The sequence below is a fragment of the Vibrio sp. RM-69-4 genome, assembly GCF_024743775.1.
GTDB lineage: Bacteria > Pseudomonadota > Gammaproteobacteria > Enterobacterales > Vibrionaceae > Vibrio > Vibrio anguillarum.
This window is the reverse complement of the sequence record NZ_JAMQXI010000064.1, coordinates 71,671-89,428: the sequence shown is the minus strand read 5'-3', so window position 1 is coordinate 89,428 and position 17,758 is coordinate 71,671. Positions and strand designations below refer to the sequence as shown.

Genomic DNA, 17,758 nt, shown 5'->3' with positions numbered 1-17,758 from the left:
CATGCCTAAAAAGGGGAGAATATGTTTTTAGACGCTTTAGAAAAACAAAATCCAGATTTAATCACGGCGGCACTGACACTCTTTAAGCAAGGTAAGTTACAACCAGACACCACCGTTATCGATGTCGACCAATTGCTCAATAATGCTCAACGCATGAAGGAGGTCGCTGACAGGTTGGGCATATGCCTTTACGCCATGACTAAACAGTTTGGCCGCAACCCATTAATCGCCCGCTTGTTAATAGAGCAATGTGGCTATGAAGGGATTGTGTGTGTCGATTATAAAGAGGCCAGAATGATGGCGGCACACGGTTTACCCATTGCTAACGTTGGGCACTTAGTTCAACCACCTAGCAATATGATTCGGTCTTTGGTTGCTCAGATCAAACCACAAGTAATGACCATTTATAGCCTTGAAAAAGCGCAACAAATATCGGATGCGGCCATAGCCTCCAATCGGCAACAAGGTTTGTTATTAAAGTTTTTCCACAGTCGCGACAAGCTGTACGTCAATCAAGAAGCGGGATTTCCGTTGGAGCAAGCTGCCGACGTCGTGCGCGCGATTCAAAACATGCCCGGAGTTTACATCGCAGGTGTGACACATTTTCCTTGTTTTTTATACGATGAAACATTAGGGAAAACAGAGCCAACACCGAACCTCACAACGCTTATTGATGCTAAGCAAGCTTTAGCCAATTTAGGCATCGAATGTGAGCAAGTCAATGCGCCCTCTTCCACCAGTATAGAGACCCTACCATTGCTGGCTCAATATGGCTGCACCCATGGAGAACCCGGTCATGCATTCACTGGCACCACACCCGCTAATGCTACGCAGCCCCAAGCAGAATCAATCGCATTACTTTATTTAAGCGAGATCTCCCACCAGTTCGCTAACGACAGTTATTGCTTCGGCGGAGGGTACTATCGGCGCGGGCAGTTGGAAAACGCTCGAGTTTATAGCGGTGACAGCTGTGAACGGGTCTCTGTATTCAATGATGATACGGACAGCATCGACTACCACTTACGCATCCCCGGTCTTCATCCTATCGGTTCTCCGGTTGTGATGGCGTATCGAACACAAGTTTTTGTAACCCGTAGTGATGTGGCATTAGTGCAGGGCGTTTCCACGCCTAATCCCAAGTTAATCGGCCTATATGATGCTTTAGGTAATGAGGTTTAATATGGCAAAATTTATCGTTGTTGTACTTGATGGCTTTGGTGTCGGTGAAATGGCGGATGTACCGCTGGTTAGGCCACAAGACTGTGGTGCGAATACCGCGGGTAAGTTACTTGCTCATTTTGCGTTGAAACGCTTGCCTACCTTAGAAAGATTGGGATTGCAAAATATTATTGCCAGCCCACAATCCGTCATGGAGATAAACCCGCAGGCAAATACCGGGCGTGCAAACTTAGCCCACGAGGGGGGCGACACCTTTATGGGGCACCAAGAAATTATGGGCACTCGTCCAACTGCCCCTCTTATCCAACCATTTCAAGTAGCATTGCCCGATATTGAATCGGCTTTGCTCGCACAAGGCTATCGCGTCAATCGCCACACAATACAACAAGTATCACTGTTGATCGTCAATGAAGGGGTGGTGATTGGTGACAATCTTGAAGCGGATTTGGGGCAAGTTTATAACTTAACTTGTAACTTTAACCGAGTGACATTTGAATCCTTGCTGGCAATAGCCGCCGTGGTGCGTAGAGCCAACTCCGTGAGTCGCAATATTGCATTTGGCGGCTCTGGGTGCGGTATCACTATGGATCAAATCTTAAGTGCTGTTGAAGTGAAACAAAACCCGACTAATGGGCAAAAGTATATCGGCATTAATGCACCCAGTAGCGGGGTATACAGTGAGGGATTTCAGGTGGCGCACTTAGGCTATGGCGTGGATGCAAAAACCCAAGTTCCTTGGTACTTACATCAGCGTAATATCCAAACTTGGCTTTATGGTAAAGTGGCCGATATCGTACAAAATCCGCATGGTTGTTCGTACACCTCGCTCGTTGATACAAACCAAATATTTCGTTTTCTTATTCGTGATTTGTGTATCGAAAAGGAGGGGTTTTTCTGCGCCAACATTCAAGAAACCGATCTTGCAGGTCACCAACAAGATCCTAAACAATACTGGACCGTTTTGGAAAAAGCCGACGAAGGCTTAAAAGACGTTATTACGAACATGAATGAAAAGGATGTATTAATCGTCATGGCCGATCACGGTAACGACCCATTCATCGGTCACACTAAACATACCCGTGAACAAGTACCACTTCTGTGTTATCAAAAGGGTAAACAAGCTATATCTATTGGGCTGCGCACAACACTGTCTGATGTCGGTGCGACGGTCTGTGCTTTCTTCGGCGCGCAACTACCCGATCATGGAACACCAATCACTTCGTTGCTCAATGACCAGCAGAAATGTCATCAATGATGACAATGGTACTTCTTGGGTTTTGATCACTCATGACATCTATCCATGTCGACAGATTGATCACCCATGATAAAACCAGCTAATTTTTTGAACACTCTGGTTAGAGAATCAGTCATGTCAACATGACATGACTGATCGTTTTCCTTACAGCGTAAGTGGCGTCATTTCATAACACTTATTCTTCAGCCACCAGCAAAACACCAAATTCAAAATTCGGTGCGTAGTGGTAAATTTCGCCATTGACGGAATCAAAAGACCACACCTGACCACTCGCTAAATGGGGTGATTGGCTCCATAAATACGACAAGATATTGCCTGTTTCATACTTAAAGCCTTGGGCAAATGCTCTGCTATTCATCGCTGGGCCAAAACACGCCATTTCAGTCAATGACACTAACTCTTTAATATTCGGCAATCGCCATTCGGCTTGGCTGGCAAATTGGTGCAATGCATGTCGGCTTTGAGGATGGTTGATAGCCGCCACTTCTTGCAAAGCACTTTGCCAACGAAACCCGGTCGCTTCGCCATCACACTGCTCCGTAGCGGCGTCCCATGTTTTACCAACTTGGCAACGCATCCACGTTAAGCCAGTGAGCTTATCTTTGATCGTCCCCTGCTCGCTGTAGACATAGCGCGTGTTGGGTGCGCTTTTCGTCATATCAGGAGAACACTCTTGGGCGACGCCGACAGCAGAAAAGATCAAGCAAGAAGCCGCGATTAAATGAGATTTCATTGGTTGTTCTCCTTGGTTGCAACAACTCGAATCGGAAGGACATAAGACGGGTCATTGTCCGCCGCCGTGCTGCTGGAGTAGAGTTCAATCGGGCTACGTTCCCCTTTGGTTGCACCAGACAGCGCCGTGTAAAGATATTGCATCGAACCATCACTTTGAAATTGAGAGGTATTGAGATAAGCAATGCCAGAAGTCCACGTATGCCCATCCAAAAATTCGGTGTTCTGCGGCTGATGCGGGAAATAATCTTTGTTGAAACCAACTGCATCGTCACCCACTTCACCTAAATCGAGCATCATGTATTGCTCGCTGTTGGTCGGTAAACGCCACGTTTGTAACCCGCACAATTTATCTTGATTGATACGATTGACGTAATCTTGCGTAGTGCAAATAGTATCACCTGCCGCCTGACAGGAAGCAGCCGTCACATCTTTTGCAAAAGGGATAAACTTGTCGGCAATTTCTAATGCAAACAACCGCTCTTTATAGTTCAAAGACGCGTCATCTTCTGACTTCACTTCCCAAATAAGTCCACTGTAAACATCTTTAACGCATGACCAATCGCTTGCTTCTGCCTCAAGTTCATTGCCAGCCGCATCTAATTTGATGAACGCAAAGCTCTTACCCGTCACGCCATTTTTGGCGGTAATATCTAGGCCATATTCAGCATCTTGACCGGGATAATCAGCATCAGCCCGCGCTTGTGCGCCTTGATCGGAATAGAACTGAATAATGCCCGTGTCTTGCAGAGGTCGCTCTTCCGATACTTGCGCCATCAATGTATTAGCATATTCGGTCATCTTTTCGCCAGAAACGATCTCAGAGGCAATCAGTGGTGTGTTTTTTGCCATGGTTTGCCCAAGCGTTGCCAGCAAATCAATTCGTTCACTTGCTTTCGCTTTTTGGAGCAACACGACAGCATTGGCATCCAATATTGCCAATGCTGTGTGGCTAAAGTTTTGTGAAATATCACCATTCACTTCAACGCCTAATTGCAAAAGCTGCTCGGCAAGCAAGCGATTCGCTTCTTTCTCCGTATTTCCATCCAGCATAATGCCGGCAAAAATAGAACTCACACCGTTAAGTATGTTGCCACTGCTTTTGCCCAGCGCCGGCGCAATCAGGATCGATGATTGGCTGGTTTGGCGACTTCTCGTCATGACACTAATACCAGTAGAAACGTCAGCCACAATAGGAAAACGGTAGATTTGAGTACTGTCACTCGTGAGGGTGTAGTGCCCTTGGCTATCGGCTTGCGTGCTGATTTCGCCTACATCACAGGCAAAGTTTTGGTTAGAATCAATGCAGACCGTGGCATCAAGTGCGACGTTTTGCGCTTGAATTTGCCCGCTGATTTTATGGCTGGGTAAAGATGTATTGGCTACATCTCCACTTTCACCGCCACCACAACCAGCCAGTAAAAGTGCCAGCGAAAGTGTTGAAAGTCTTAAGTACATAGTTATGTGTTCTTCAGTTTAAGTGAAAAAATAGCCAACAAATTACGTCGTCTCATGGCGAATGCCGCGAGAGGAAGTAATAAGAGCAGTGAAGTCGAACCACCACCTGTTTCAGGTGAAAGTGCGTTGGTCACAGGTTGAGGGCATTGATAGCCCGCTAGGCGGCCTACCCCCCATTCAATCAAGGTGCCGGAATTTCCCGGGTTGTAGTCAATCACTTCCAAACGCCAGTAGCCGCTTAGGGCTTCGCCTTGTAAAGAGCCCAATATGGCATCATGTGCCAGCACCCAATAGTCATCAAAACCATTGATGGCCGATGGTGCTTGGTTGAGTAATTCGACGCGTGTCCCCGCGGGCGAAATCAAGGTAACGCGCAGCTCTTGTAGCTCTGGGTGCGATAACTGCAAGCGAACCACAAAATCTTCATCAATCAATGCGTTGCCAACATCGAGCGTCAAGCCATAGCTCTTAAATCCGGACGTAACCGTGTCTGTACCGTCAATACTGGCGTCTTTCAATACTGAATTTATCGCTACTGGCGGCGTTGCAAGCTGTGGCTTACCCACGATAAACGATAAAGTTTGCTTGTCAGATTGCATCGCAAGGTACGGTTGATATTGATAACTCGATTCAAGTTGTAGAGTCTGTTTGACTCCGCAGGTGTAGGTGGTTGGCAGCGCGATGCTCCATTGCTGCTGCTGGAATTTTTCGCTAGCGAAAGTAACGGCTTCACCTTGCAAAGTGGCTACCGTTTGTAAACTTGCTTGGCGATCCGTGGCCTGAATGTGCACGTTCAGCGGATCCGTTGGCATCACAAATCGACGTTCCAACAGGAATTTGAAGGGTTCTTGGACTAAGTTATGTTGCTTAAATTGCTGTAATAGCATCGCATCATAAGCGCGATGCGGGTACAGCTGTTTGGCGGTATACAGCATGCTTTCACTCAAATCATGCATTTTTAGACCACGACCTAAGCCGTACATTGATTCAAGAACAATACGGTCAAATTCAGCAAACGCTTCTTGACCGTACTCATTCACGGCCTGTTTCAGCGCTTGAAATAAAGGGGTAGACCACAATTCATCACCCAACTCACCTGCTACACTTTCATGCGCTCGATACTCTGCGGATGCAAAATATTTGGCCCGTTGATTCCACAAACTGCGCGTTGAAATACGAGTACCAAAATAGCCATCCCAATTAAACACGGTGTCAATTTCGAACGCTTTTCCTTGGGCATACTGGCGGCGAAAACTGTGCGAACCCGCCCAATAGTCACCAAAGCCTTCACCAATCGCGCCCGAATGTCCATAAGCCCAATCGGGAACGATTTGATAATGAATTCCATGCCCAAGCTCATGAGTAACCACGTCGGCATCTAATGCATCGGGCGAGCCCCCAACACCAAACAACAACGCTTTCGGGCCAACATAATAAGAAGAGTTGTTGCTAGATAAACCTCTCGCATCAAACCTCACGGGCTCACTAAACAGAGAAAAACCGAGCTGTTTGGTATAATCAATCGATTGATCAAGATGGTAAAAAGCCATCAGCTGTACAAAGCGATCATCAAGCATTTCCATGGAGAGAATTTCAGCATCTGAGTTCCATTGCGCCACGTCTTCAGCGCTAAGTAAGCCAACACCGCTATCAACCCACTGCTTGGCATCATCTTGTTGCTGTATGGCGGTGGCATCAACTTGTCGTACTCGTTCATTGGCTAAGTAATATTTACCTGCACTTTGCAACATCTCGACATTCACACTTTGGTAGTGCGGCTGGTTTGGGTAATCAGCAAGGTCATTCCACGCCGAATCTGGCGCAGGCAATTGATCCATGGTTCTTAAATCGGGGTCAAAAAGTTGCACATTGATGCTCTGCACATCTCCCGATGAGAGCGAAGGCGGTTCATTCGCCACCAATCGGCGGGGCGATTCGAGCTCTGCCGCTACCAATGCAACGCCATCTCGCTCGACCGTATTGTGCAAACTTTTGAACACGCGCGTCACTACGCCGGACTGATCGGTCGAGAGCACTAACGCTTTTTGCGGTTGGTATTGGCCGTTCTGCCATACATCAAAGTTGTAATGATTTCCCAGTAAACTCTCGGTTTGATAACGAAACTTCAGTGTCCCAACATCAGGATAAAGCGAGCTCAAATACAGCTCAGCCGACTCTTTCGTTGCAATGGTCGTTTTCGCCAGTGGATAGTCCCACTCCCCCGCAAAGGCGGAATGGCTCAAGCATAGCAAGGTGCTCAGAACGATAATTTTTTTCATCTCTAGCTCCTAAAACACGTATTTAGCCGTAGCGGTAAAGTAACGCCCGGGCTCAGTGGAATAGAGAGTTTGACTTTGACTTACACCCGCGACGTCTTGATAACGAACGTATTCACGGTCGAATAGGTTCATGATGTTGAGACTCACATCAAGGTCACGCATCACTTGATAACTCACGCCAAGATCGACCGTAGACCATGCCGACGTTTGCGCGCATTGCGCTTTACGGCCGATATCATCAGAGCATGCTGGTGCTCGGTCCATCGAACTCGCCCAGTTCCAACGTGCGTAGGCATCCCAATCTTGCTGCTGGTAATTTAGTTGTCCATTTCCTTCCCACGGCGTGATGGTACGAACGTATTCATGTTGATCATCTTTGCCATCCACATAACCCGCTTTGAACGTGGTTGACCAATGTTGATTCAGTTGATGGGCGAAGGTGAACTCCACGCCATACGTTTCGACGCCATTAATATTTTGGTACTGCTTGATCCAAGCGCCTCTATCGCTATCAAATCCCACGTCTTTAGTGTCCATGAAATTGTCAAAGAGAGAGTAAAAAACCGCGACATAAGCTTGAGATTGGCCATTATCGTATTTTGAACCCAACTCAAAACTATCACTGGTTTCAGCCTGTAAATTCATGTTAGGCGCGATAAAAAACGGCGTCAGTGGAACAAAGCTGTGGTCTGCCGCACCGTAGGCTTTGTCATAGGTCGGAGCGCGGTAGCCGTGGTTGTAACTGAGGTAACTGTTGAATGATGGCGTCCACTGGTAAGCTACGGATGCGCTCGGTGACCATTCACTGGTTTGAATTTCACTAACAGCAAAACCAGCAATAGGTTGCCCTGACTGAGGAGTAAGGTTATTCAAATCAAAACGTAAACCAGCGCTAAATGTCCACTGGTTAAGGCTAAATCTATCTTGCAAATAGACGCCCAAACCATAGGCCTTCGCTGGTGCAAACGGAATAATATTTTCGTAGGTTTCCCCACTGGAATCCTTGGTATCCACGTGACGAGGGCGTTCATAACGATTGGTATTAAGCACTGCACCGTAAATAAATTGGTGCTCGATGTTGTGGACTCGTGCTGCTTTTTCTAAATCAACCGATAGCCCTATCAACTGATCAGAAAAACTTTCATCGCGTCTCTCACGACGAAATTCAAGGGTGTCGAAAAAGGCATGTTGTTTGGTCAATAAGCGATTGGTTTGAGTATCACTTTGACTATCACGCCAGTAAAGCTTGGCGTCCACATGGTCTGCCCAGAAAGAAAGGGTATCTAATTGCACCCCCAATGATGCCGATAAGGTTTGGTGCTGTTCCTGTTCAAAAAATTCTTTGCTTTCCCATTTGTCATCGCGTTGAATGGAAGCAATGCCTTCTTTGCGGATGTTTTCATCTTTATAGGCGTTAAATTTTGCACTGAGTAACAGCGAATCATTGACCATGTGATCGTGGGCTAACGATGCACTGAATCCTTCAATATCTCGGTTATAGAGATCTTGGTTAAAGTTGCGAGTCTCTTCGCCTTGCCAATATGAAATGGTCACCAAGCTTTCACCATTTCCATTGCGCACCGCTAGCGTGCTACTGCTCTTATATTGATTGCTGATCCCTGTGTAGGAGCCAGAGGCATCAATATAGAAATCACGTCCTTGCAAATAATCCGCCGGCGATTTTGTGGTGACAACCACAACGCCGCCGATCGCGCCCGAACCATGAATGGTAGACCCTGCCCCTTTCACAACCTCAATGCTTTTTATGTTGTCTAAGGCGAAAGTATTGCGGCCTACTTTGTCGTTAATGTCATTGGCACCATAGCCGTCCGATGCGGCGACGCCATCTTGAATGATCGCAATGCGGTTGCCCGTCATCCCTCGAATCGTGATGTTTTGTGGCCGACCAGCGCCACCCGTAACACTGATTCCGGGTTCATGACTCAATACATCATACAGTTCTGTCGCGCCTTGTTTTTCAATGGTTTCACCGTCAATCGCTGATATTGAGCCAGCGACTTTTGACAACGGCTGTTCTACTTTATTGGCACTCACCACTACTTCTTCAAGCTTGGTTAGGCTGAATTCGGCATGCACTGACCCTACCGCAAGTACGCTAAGCACCGCTGCGGTGATTGGAGAAAGCTTCATTTACTGCTCCGCTTTTTTGTTTTTATCTATGGTAAGAAGAAAGGCGTATTCCACGGCCTGTTGCTGTAGTGCCTTACGTGAATCGCTACTGTGCCCGCTATTGAAGTCCGTCCATAACAAGTAAGGCCCGATACCCGTACTCATCATCGACATTTTTTCTATGTATTTCGCGCCTTCCCAATAAGGGACACGGTTATCAAACCACCCGACACGGACAAGGGTTGGCGGATAAGGTTTGGCTTGAATATTGAGTAGTGGGTCATAAGCTTCAATTGCTGAGCGTTGCAATGGCTGGCTAGGATCTCCCCACTCTTCTCGCTGCTGCACCGAGAGTGAAGAGGAGTCTTCTGTGGACATGCTTCTAAGCACATCCACAAAAGGCACTTGCAGCACCACTCCAGCAAAAAGTGCTGGGTTTTGATTAACCGCGGCCGCAACTAAGGTTCCACCAGCGCTGCCGCCAATCGCATAAATAGCGCGTTGGCCGTTATTAAAATGCTGCAATGAAGAGGCGACGTTCAGGAAATCTGAGATGCCTATTTTTTTCAGAATGCCAGACCCAGCGCGGTGCCATGATTCACCGTGATAACCACCACCGCGCACATGAGCAATCGCATAAATTACGCCTTGATCCAATAAACTGATCACTTGTGGCATAAAGTACGGACGCATAGTGACGCCATACGCGCCGTAGCCATAAAGAAAGACGCTGGACTGTGCGCTCAAGGTGTCTTTTCGGTACGCCAAAGTGACAGGAATAGCTACGCCATCAACATCCACCACAATCTGTTGTGACTCATACTGTTCCGGTAAATAAGCAGGATAGTGGTCTTGACCCAGTCGCTTCCATTGTAAGCTTGCCACATCAAACTCACGCCAAACTCCTGCAGAAACCATCGACATTGAACGCACCCGCAGTTTATTGCTTTGCCAATCACCGTTACGAGAGACCCAAGCGACCTCACTTTCTGTTGCCAAAGGCTGTGATGCTCTCAATTTTCCATGCTGATCTATAATGGCCAGTTGAGAATGCTGTGCTTGGTTGGTTTTAACCACAACGCCAGCTTGATATAAATAAAAATTATCCAGCGTGGAATGATCATCTGGCGCATAAAAAAGCTGCCAAGGGTTTTCATTCATGCTCAGTAATCGACGGTAGAGTGCAAACTTGCCGTTGAGGTTACTATTGATGTAAAGCCAGCCATTAGCAACGTCTGCGTAGTATTCAATACCCGGCTGTGCGGCACGAAGCGGAAGGCTTAAGTGAGAGCTGTTAGTCTCTAAAATACGTTGTTCACTGCTGTTTTCGTTGTTGACTTGCACGAGGGAAAAATGCGGATCCGCCGCCAAATAGAGAGACACGATCCACTGCGGATCAGCCCATTCCCATAGGGTTTTTGTCTGCTTGCTCAGCACATCATAGCGCTGTAATAAGCGAGAAGAACGGCTTTCTTCTGCCGCCAAAAAATAGAGGTATTGGCCATTTTCAGACCAAATAGCTTGGGTCGTTGCAGATTGGCTAAGCACGATTTCCTGCTTCGATACACGATCCACCAGCGTCAGCGTGTAGTGCTCTTCGCCAGTCAAATCTTCGCTTAATGCAATAAAGCGGTCCCCTTTTGCCACCGCCCAATTGGCTAACTGGTAATAATCTGATTGCTGCTGTCTTACACTGATATTGACCAAGCGCTCAATTGGGCTGTCTTCTGCGGTCTTTTTAACAACAAAACGTTCACCCTTAATTACTTGATCATGATAGTAATTTTGGTACTGGATGAGCCAAGGTATCGGTGCTTTTACGCTCTTATTCTCTGACCATGTTTTGACTAGTGCATTAGAAAGTGGTGTGGCTTGATTGAGCCACTGTTGTGTTTTTTTATTGTGATCTTCAAGGTGTGCTCGAACCTTAGGCTGGCTACGCGAGCCATCTTCCAGCCACTGCAGTGACTCACCATAAGATGAATGAAAACAAGACAAACCAACAATAAAAGCAATGATATTGAGTAATTTCATTATGATCAGTGAAAACATAGCCAATTATTATAATGAGGCGCAGCTTGCCACTAAACGATAATGAGATCAATTATCATTTTTATATAAAATAGAGAAATTATGAAATTTATAAGGGTGAACGTTTGCGTGTATATAAAAACACCGCCAATTTGGCGGTGTTTTTATAATTAGGGTGAGGTTGTCTCAGCAAATACTGGCATTGAGTCCGTCAGCAGATTCGATTGACCGAAAGGTCACGCTGACAAGACGCTCGCTGTTACTCATCGTCAACTTTAGGTGCAACTCTCTTTTTCGGCACAAATACCGCATCACCCACTGCCACATTCTGATAAAAGGTTTTATCGCGTTTAACGGGCTTTTTATTGGCGGTGTGCGCCTTGGGCTTAGTACTTTTAGTCTTAGCGGCTGCGTTTTTCTTAAAGGCCGGAACGCGTGGTTTTAGTCCGGTAAATTTACCTTTCAGATCATCAAATTGAGAGAACTCGATATCTTGCTGCAAAAAGGCTTCCACGCGCTTGAAGCTGTCCCAATCTTTTGGGCCAACCAGCGAGATTGCATCACCTTTATTACCCGCACGGCCTGTACGACCAACACGGTGCACATACTCTTCCGTATGTTTGGGCATATCAAAGTTAATCACGTGCGTCACGTTCGCGATATCAAGGCCGCGTGAAGCCACATCCGTCGTGACCAAAATTTTAAATACAGCGCGCTCAAACTGGCTCATGATGGTGTTGCGTTGGTTTTGATTTAAATTACCACTCAACGCAACGGCTTTCAGTTTCTGCTCGTTGAGTTTAAGCGTTAAACGCTCAGTATCAGAACGGGTTGCGGTAAAAATGATCACTTGTCGATATTCGGCTTCTTGCAGCACGCGTTCGAGTAAGGCTTCTTTGTGATCAAGATGATCACAAAGGTAGAATTTTTGGGTGATGTCTTTATGCTCTTCGTTGACAACACCAATCGAAATGCGTTTTGGATCTTTAAGCAACTCGGTACCAAAGTCATTCACTTGGCCGTGATCAAGCGTTGCGGAAAACATCAGTGTTTGGCGACGACGGTGGTTCGCTGCATGATGAATACGGCGTAGTTCCGGAGCAAAACCTAGGTCCAGCATGCGGTCAGCTTCATCAAGGATCAGCGTATCTAAACCATCAAGACGCAACGAGCGGTGCTCTAAGTGATCCGCTAAACGACCGGGAGTCGCCACAATAAAACGGGGGAAACGGCGCAGTGCTTTTACTTGGTCGTTAAAGTTTTCACCGCCCACAATCAGCGTTGCTTCGTAGCTCAACCCACTGAGCATAGTACGCAGCTCACCGTACACTTGTTTGGCCAACTCACGTGTCGGAGCGAGAATCAGAGCTCTAGGGTCTTTTGCTGATAACGCTTTAGTTTTGAGAGACTTATGCAGCATTGGCAAAACAAACGCTAATGTTTTACCCGAACCAGTCTTAGAGGATGCCAACAAATCTTTACCTGCAATCGCCACGGGAACCGCTTGTTGTTGGATCTCTGTCGCTTGTTTGAAGTCATAGTGTTTGAGGGTCTTCAATAAGCGATTGTCTAAGCCTAAATCTTTAAACTGCAAAGGATTCTCCAAAAATTTGTAAAGTTGCCACAATAAATAGGGCAAGAGGTCAAAATGAAAACGCAATATGATAGCCCGAAAGGCGCTTAGATAGATAGAGATCACATAAAAATAATCAGCACGCACACTTTTTCAAGGCATAAGAAGATAGAAAATACGTCTCTTAACGATGAGACATAGCGGAGTAAATGAGCATAAATTGAAATTCTTGGATTATTTTGACGTTCGGCTACTGGGTGAACGCTAGAATAGTGTCTACAATTGAGTTCGTCACTATATGATGATTTCCAAACAAGTGTATACCCAAACAACTTGACGTTGCAGGTAAACAGCACCGCTGTAGCTTCAAGTAGGAAAAGTATAATAGGGCGTCATTGATAATAATCTTACAAACAAGGAGTTCAATAATGAATAAGATGTTAATTGCAGCTGCAGCCTCTTCTGTACTTCTACTTGCTGGTTGCGCATCAGGCCCTGATGACGCAGCAATGACGAAAATGGATCAGCTAAGCAACCAAGTTAGCCAACTCAGTGATCAAATTTCTGCACTTAAGAGCGAGCAATCGACACTTTCGTCTAAAGTAAGCCAAGCGGCTGATGCCGCTGCCGCTGCGCAAGAAGAAGCGGCTCGTGCAAACGAGCGTATCGATAATATTGCTCAGTCATACACGAAATAATTTCGTTATATTCCATAGCTGAAATTGCTTAAAAGGCTTGTTAATTCAAGCCTTTTTTATTGCTGCTATTACATGGTTCACCATTAATGAACTCATCAACTTCTTTAATTACTCCAATGAGGTTGAAAAATCTGCAGCCACAACTTCGACAGGCACACCATTTTGCGCCAAGATCACCGCTCTCGCTTTCGCATCTGATTTGTTAAATTCATCCAACCACCAGCGAAGTTCTTGCGGTACCTGCAACTCTTTTTTACTACCGTTACTGCGCGTTAAAGGTTCATGAGCTTCAAGAAATACGCTTCGGTCTGGCTCTAAGGCTAATTTTATCGGCTCATCAATTACTTTCACTTTCTCGCCACGCTGAACCTGCTTAAACAGCCATTCAATATCCTTGGGATCCATACGAATACAACCTGAGCTGACTCTCATACCAATACCAAAATCTTTGTTGGTACCGTGGATCAAATAATCACCCGCACCATAAGCGAGACGAAGCGCGTATTCGCCAAGCGGGTTATCTGGCCCAGCAGGCACCACCGCAGGCAGTTCAATACCTTTCGCTTTATATTCAGTGCGGATAGATTGAGGAGGTGTCCAAGTTGGGTTCGGTCGTTTTTGGCTGATAGTGGTTTCCATTTCGGGCGTGTCACGACCAATACGGCCAATACCGACGGGGAAAATATGCACTTTGCGTTTTTCAGGCTCAAAGTAATAGAGCCGCAGTTCCGCTAAGTTGATGACGATGCCTTCGTAAGCCACGCGCGGTAAAATAATTTGTGACGGAATGGTTAGCACAAACTCTTGCTGCGGCAAAAATGGGTCAATTCCTTTGTTAGCCGCCATCAAAGATAAAAACCCAACATCGTACTGTTTTGCAATTTGCGCTAAGGTTTCGCCCTGCTCAATCACGTGATATTGAGTTCGGCCAACCATGCTACTGCCTTCGGCAGGAAAATCATAAGTCGCGGCAAACGCGTTCACACTGAGCGCACCCCAGCAACAACACAAAGAGAGTAGCTTGCGTAGCATGGTAATCAGGTATCCTTGGCGTCTTTATAGAGCTGTAAGGTTATCTCTCTTTCTACTTTATGATCAACCATTGGCGCGGGATATGACAAGGAATTGACGGCAGGGAATTTCCAAGGCGTGTGGATGTACTTATCTGGCAACGAAGCCAATTCAGGTACCCACTGACGAATAAAATCCCCTTTCGGATCAAAACGTTCCCCTTGGCTGGTAGGGTTAAAAATTCGAAAATAAGGTTGCCCATCACACCCTGTTGAAGCACACCACTGCCAACCGCCATTGTTGGATGCATAATCGCCATCCACTAATGTTTGCATAAAATATTGTTCACCAAGTCGCCAATCGATATGCAGATCTTTGGTTAGAAAACTGGCCACAACCATCCTTAATCGGTTATGCATCCACCCCGTTTTGTTCAGTTGGCGCATCGCCGCATCGACAATAGGGAACCCGGTTTGACCCTGCTGCCAACGTTCAAAGGCCGTTGAGTTCTCCCACCAAGAGACATGTTTCCCCCAAGGTGCAAAATCTTTTCCTTTACAGAGATCAGGACGGAACCCGATCAGATGCTGATAGAATTCACGCCAAATAATTTCGCTCAGCCAAGTTTGCGCCCCTTCAGACAACCCAATATGTTGCGATTCAGCGTATAGACGCGCCATACATTGACGCGCAGAAAGCGCCCCTATTGCGAGATAAGGTGACAGTGCGCTGGTCGAATCCAACGCGGGAAAATCACGCTGCTGGTGGTAATTCTGTACCTTATCACGGCAAAACTGGCGTAATTTAGCGCGAATTGCATCGAACTCGACCACCCAATGATCACTGCTGATGCGTGGATAGCTGAACGAGCGGTGTTCGCTCCACAGCAACGGCTCAAGATCCTTTATGCGTTTATAATGTGCAGAAATAGGCGTTGGTAAAATTTGAGGAAGAGCCGCTTGTGACAACCACGCCCGTTTAAAAGGGGTAAAGACTTTGAAATAATCACCTTGCTTGTTTTTGACCAAACCGGGGGCAATAATGCACTTATCGTCGTATGCTCGCCACTCGATCTGGCGCTCTAGGCAAAACTGGCTCGCCATCTCATCACGCTGCAACTCATTGATTTCATACTCGCGATTAACCAACACAGCGCTGGCATTAAGCTGCTTAGCAATAGTGGCAATCTGCTGCGCAGCATCAGCGTAATCATCAACTTCCTCATACAGCAGAGCAATATTGAGTGCTTGCAGTTCACGTTGCAGCTCAAATAAACGCCGATAAATAAGATCCGCCTGCATCGGAGCAAGATGGTGTTTTTGCCACTGTGCTGGCGTTGCAATGAATACGGCAACAACAGGTTCTTCACCATCAATGGCGGCATGTAATGCCGTATTATCAACGGATCGTAAATCTCGGCGCAGCCAGAGTAATTTCACTGTACATCCTTACTGATTAATCTAACGAATGGTGCAGACGAGCAACCACATCTGACAACGAAAGCTTATCTCCCAGTGAGATACGCAATTTCCGTAACGCTTGAACTTGCTGCTCGGTTAGTGCTCGATTGGCAAACAGCGCAACCTGTTGGTAGTTTGCTAAAGCATCATGATCAACAAGAGCGGTAAGATCTTCGACACCATCTAAGATAGTGAGGTTATACCCAGCTTCCACCTTTCCCACGAACCATAACCAAGCCAGTATGCTCGATGTTGGATCAAGATTAACGCAAAGACATTTTCCTTTAGTTGCCGCTTTGTTTTCCGCTTCAATGATCGAGCTCAACTTGCTTATCATCAGTGCCTGAAAAAGCCCTTTTTGCAAACTGCGCAACGGTCCTTTAACCCGCTCTAACGTGTCGATGACAGGAAAGACAAACTGCTGCTCAACAATCTCTAACGGATACTCTTTCAATACTGTAGCAATGGTTGATTCCGCTTTGCCTTTATTGAGATCCACTAAAGCTTGCAGCAATTGTTCTTGCTCTAAAAGCTCTGAACCATGATTTGCCAAAGTATCGATGATGCTTTCACTGCCACTGAGCAATGCACTCACTTTGCCAATCGAAACCCCTTTCGCCAGCCAGCCTTGAATGATGCGAATCGTCGCAATATCCTCTTGTGAATAAAGGCGATGCCCTTTTTCCGTGCGCTGTGGCTGAACGAGGTGATAGCGGCGCTGCCATGCACGCAAGGTAACGGGCTTTACTCCAGTCATCTCGGCAACGTCTCGAATAGCGTATAATTTTTCAGTCATCATGTTTTCAGTCAGTGGGTTCTCATAGTCCATAACGTAACCTTAGCGTTTGTGGATAAGGCGATAAATAGTGCTGTTGCTGCAGATAAGCATCGGGATACATTTTTATGTAATGTTTGAGCAACGTAATAGGCGCAAGTAAAGGAAGCTCGCCAGTTCGATAGTCATCAATCAATTGCGCTAACTCTACTTTCTGCTCTTTGTTTAAGGCTCGTTTGAAATAACCCTGAATGTGCATCAAAACATTGGTGTTATTTTTACGGCTCGCTCTGTGTTTAAGCGCATCCATTAGCCCTTGGCGATAATGCTCAATAAAATACTGTGGCGGATGCTGCTTGACTTCAGCCACCAAACGGCCGAGTTCTCGATACGCTTGCGGGTGATGCGCCATTAACGTCAATTTGTAGCGTGAATGAAAAGCCACCACTTTGCCCGGTGTCGGGTTGTCACCTATCGATTGATAAAAATCATGTAAACAGTAGACACGCGTAATGAAGTTTTCGCGAAGCACTGGATCATGCAAACGGCCATCTTCCTCTACAGGCAACCACGGCATTTTACGCATCAAAGTGGCGGTATAAAGCCCAACACCCTCTTTGTCTGCTCGTTGATGCTTATAGACTTTGACTCTTTCCATGCCACATGTCGGGGATTTCGCACAAACGATATAACCACACAATTTCATCAATTCGAGCTCATCAACTTTTCGTTCTGAGAAATCGAACATGGCTTGCGTGTAATCTTTGGTTTCATCTTTAGTTTCAACCAGCGCTAAACGCTCTTCGTGAGAGATCAGGCGAATGGTAGGCCTTGGCACGGTTAAGCCAATCGAAACCTCTGGGCAAACGGGTATGAAAGAGAAATAATTCGTTAACTCTTTGGTCACAAAGTCACTCGCTTTGTGGCCAGAATCAAAACGGACTTGCTCTCCCAGCACACATGCACTGATCCCGATACGAATTTCTGGATTACTCATCGCCGCCTCATATACAAAAATATTTGTTGTATAATGTATAGCACACTCCAACCACCTTATACAAAATATATTTATGTACACATAAAAAGTAAACGTTTACCCAAATCGATTGCCTTACCACTTTCAACATTTTTAGTTATCAATGAGCTCAAAAAAGGGTATTAACCTTCATTCTGTGAC

The 17,758-nt window shown here is 46.2% G+C and carries 13 protein-coding genes; 3 read left to right on the top strand and 10 right to left on the bottom strand.

Translation table 11 applies throughout. The annotated features are described in order from the left end of the window. Positions 1-21 precede the first annotated feature (21 nt). Together NB504_RS10030 and NB504_RS10025 are read left to right on the top strand one after the other, a co-directional pair. Positions 22-1,179: a YhfX family PLP-dependent enzyme gene (locus tag NB504_RS10030; protein ID WP_013868381.1), complete on the top strand. Its 1,158-nt coding sequence runs from the start codon at positions 22-24 to the stop codon at positions 1,177-1,179. A gap of 1 nt (position 1,180) precedes the next feature. Continuing rightward, complete coding sequence (locus NB504_RS10025; protein ID WP_166538116.1) at positions 1,181-2,434, top strand: phosphopentomutase; 1,254 nt, start codon at positions 1,181-1,183, stop codon at positions 2,432-2,434. 175 nt (positions 2,435-2,609) lie between these two features. Here NB504_RS10025 and NB504_RS10020 read toward each other — a convergent pair whose 3' ends face one another. The 6 genes from NB504_RS10020 to NB504_RS09995 form a co-directional block, all read right to left on the bottom strand. Next, positions 2,610-3,167 carry a DUF1566 domain-containing protein gene (locus NB504_RS10020; RefSeq protein WP_222715505.1) on the bottom strand — a complete coding sequence of 186 codons (558 nt, stop codon included), beginning with the start codon at positions 3,165-3,167 and terminating at the stop codon, positions 2,610-2,612. After that, positions 3,164-4,624, bottom strand: a complete 1,461-nt coding sequence (locus NB504_RS10015; protein ID WP_258428794.1) for a DUF1566 domain-containing protein — start codon at positions 4,622-4,624, stop codon at positions 3,164-3,166. The genes NB504_RS10020 and NB504_RS10015 overlap by 4 nt, the downstream gene beginning before the upstream one ends. A 2-nt stretch (positions 4,625-4,626) precedes the next feature. Next, positions 4,627-6,903 carry a proprotein convertase P-domain-containing protein gene (locus NB504_RS10010; protein WP_258428792.1) on the bottom strand — a complete coding sequence of 759 codons (2,277 nt, stop codon included), beginning with the start codon at positions 6,901-6,903 and terminating at the stop codon, positions 4,627-4,629. A gap of 9 nt (positions 6,904-6,912) precedes the next feature. Further along, entirely contained in the window at positions 6,913-9,054 is a 2,142-nt protein-coding gene (locus tag NB504_RS10005; RefSeq protein ID WP_258428790.1) for a TonB-dependent hemoglobin/transferrin/lactoferrin family receptor, read from the bottom strand. After that, positions 9,055-11,067 carry a prolyl oligopeptidase family serine peptidase gene (locus tag NB504_RS10000; protein WP_258428789.1) on the bottom strand — a complete coding sequence of 671 codons (2,013 nt, stop codon included), beginning with the start codon at positions 11,065-11,067 and terminating at the stop codon, positions 9,055-9,057. 256 nt (positions 11,068-11,323) lie between these two features. Then, the gene (locus NB504_RS09995; RefSeq protein ID WP_026027154.1) at positions 11,324-12,670 is read right to left on the bottom strand and encodes a DEAD/DEAH box helicase; all 1,347 of its coding nucleotides are present in this window, start codon (positions 12,668-12,670) and stop codon (positions 11,324-11,326) included. Between the two features lie 395 nt (positions 12,671-13,065). On the opposite strand from NB504_RS09995, the gene NB504_RS09990 reads away from it, so the two are divergent. Next, entirely contained in the window at positions 13,066-13,335 is a 270-nt protein-coding gene (locus NB504_RS09990) for an Lpp/OprI family alanine-zipper lipoprotein (protein ID WP_026027153.1), read from the top strand. Between the two features lie 108 nt (positions 13,336-13,443). On the opposite strand, the gene NB504_RS09985 is transcribed toward NB504_RS09990, so the two are convergent. The 4 genes from NB504_RS09985 to NB504_RS09970 are packed head-to-tail and all read right to left on the bottom strand — an operon-like array spanning position 13,444 to position 17,578. Beyond that, positions 13,444-14,367 (bottom strand): L,D-transpeptidase family protein, encoded by a 924-nt coding sequence (locus tag NB504_RS09985; RefSeq protein WP_013868372.1) that lies wholly within the window; start codon positions 14,365-14,367, stop codon positions 13,444-13,446. Between the two features lie 5 nt (positions 14,368-14,372). Next, positions 14,373-15,785: a deoxyribodipyrimidine photo-lyase gene (gene phrB / locus NB504_RS09980; protein WP_258428788.1), complete on the bottom strand. Its 1,413-nt coding sequence runs from the start codon at positions 15,783-15,785 to the stop codon at positions 14,373-14,375. A 16-nt stretch (positions 15,786-15,801) separates the two neighbouring features. Then, positions 15,802-16,635, bottom strand: a complete 834-nt coding sequence (locus NB504_RS09975; RefSeq protein WP_017048150.1) for a MerR family transcriptional regulator — start codon at positions 16,633-16,635, stop codon at positions 15,802-15,804. Then, the gene (locus NB504_RS09970; RefSeq protein ID WP_141138389.1) at positions 16,625-17,578 is read right to left on the bottom strand and encodes a DUF523 and DUF1722 domain-containing protein; all 954 of its coding nucleotides are present in this window, start codon (positions 17,576-17,578) and stop codon (positions 16,625-16,627) included. Before NB504_RS09970 ends, NB504_RS09975 begins: the two co-directional genes overlap by 11 nt. Between the last annotated feature and the right edge of the window lie 180 nt (positions 17,579-17,758).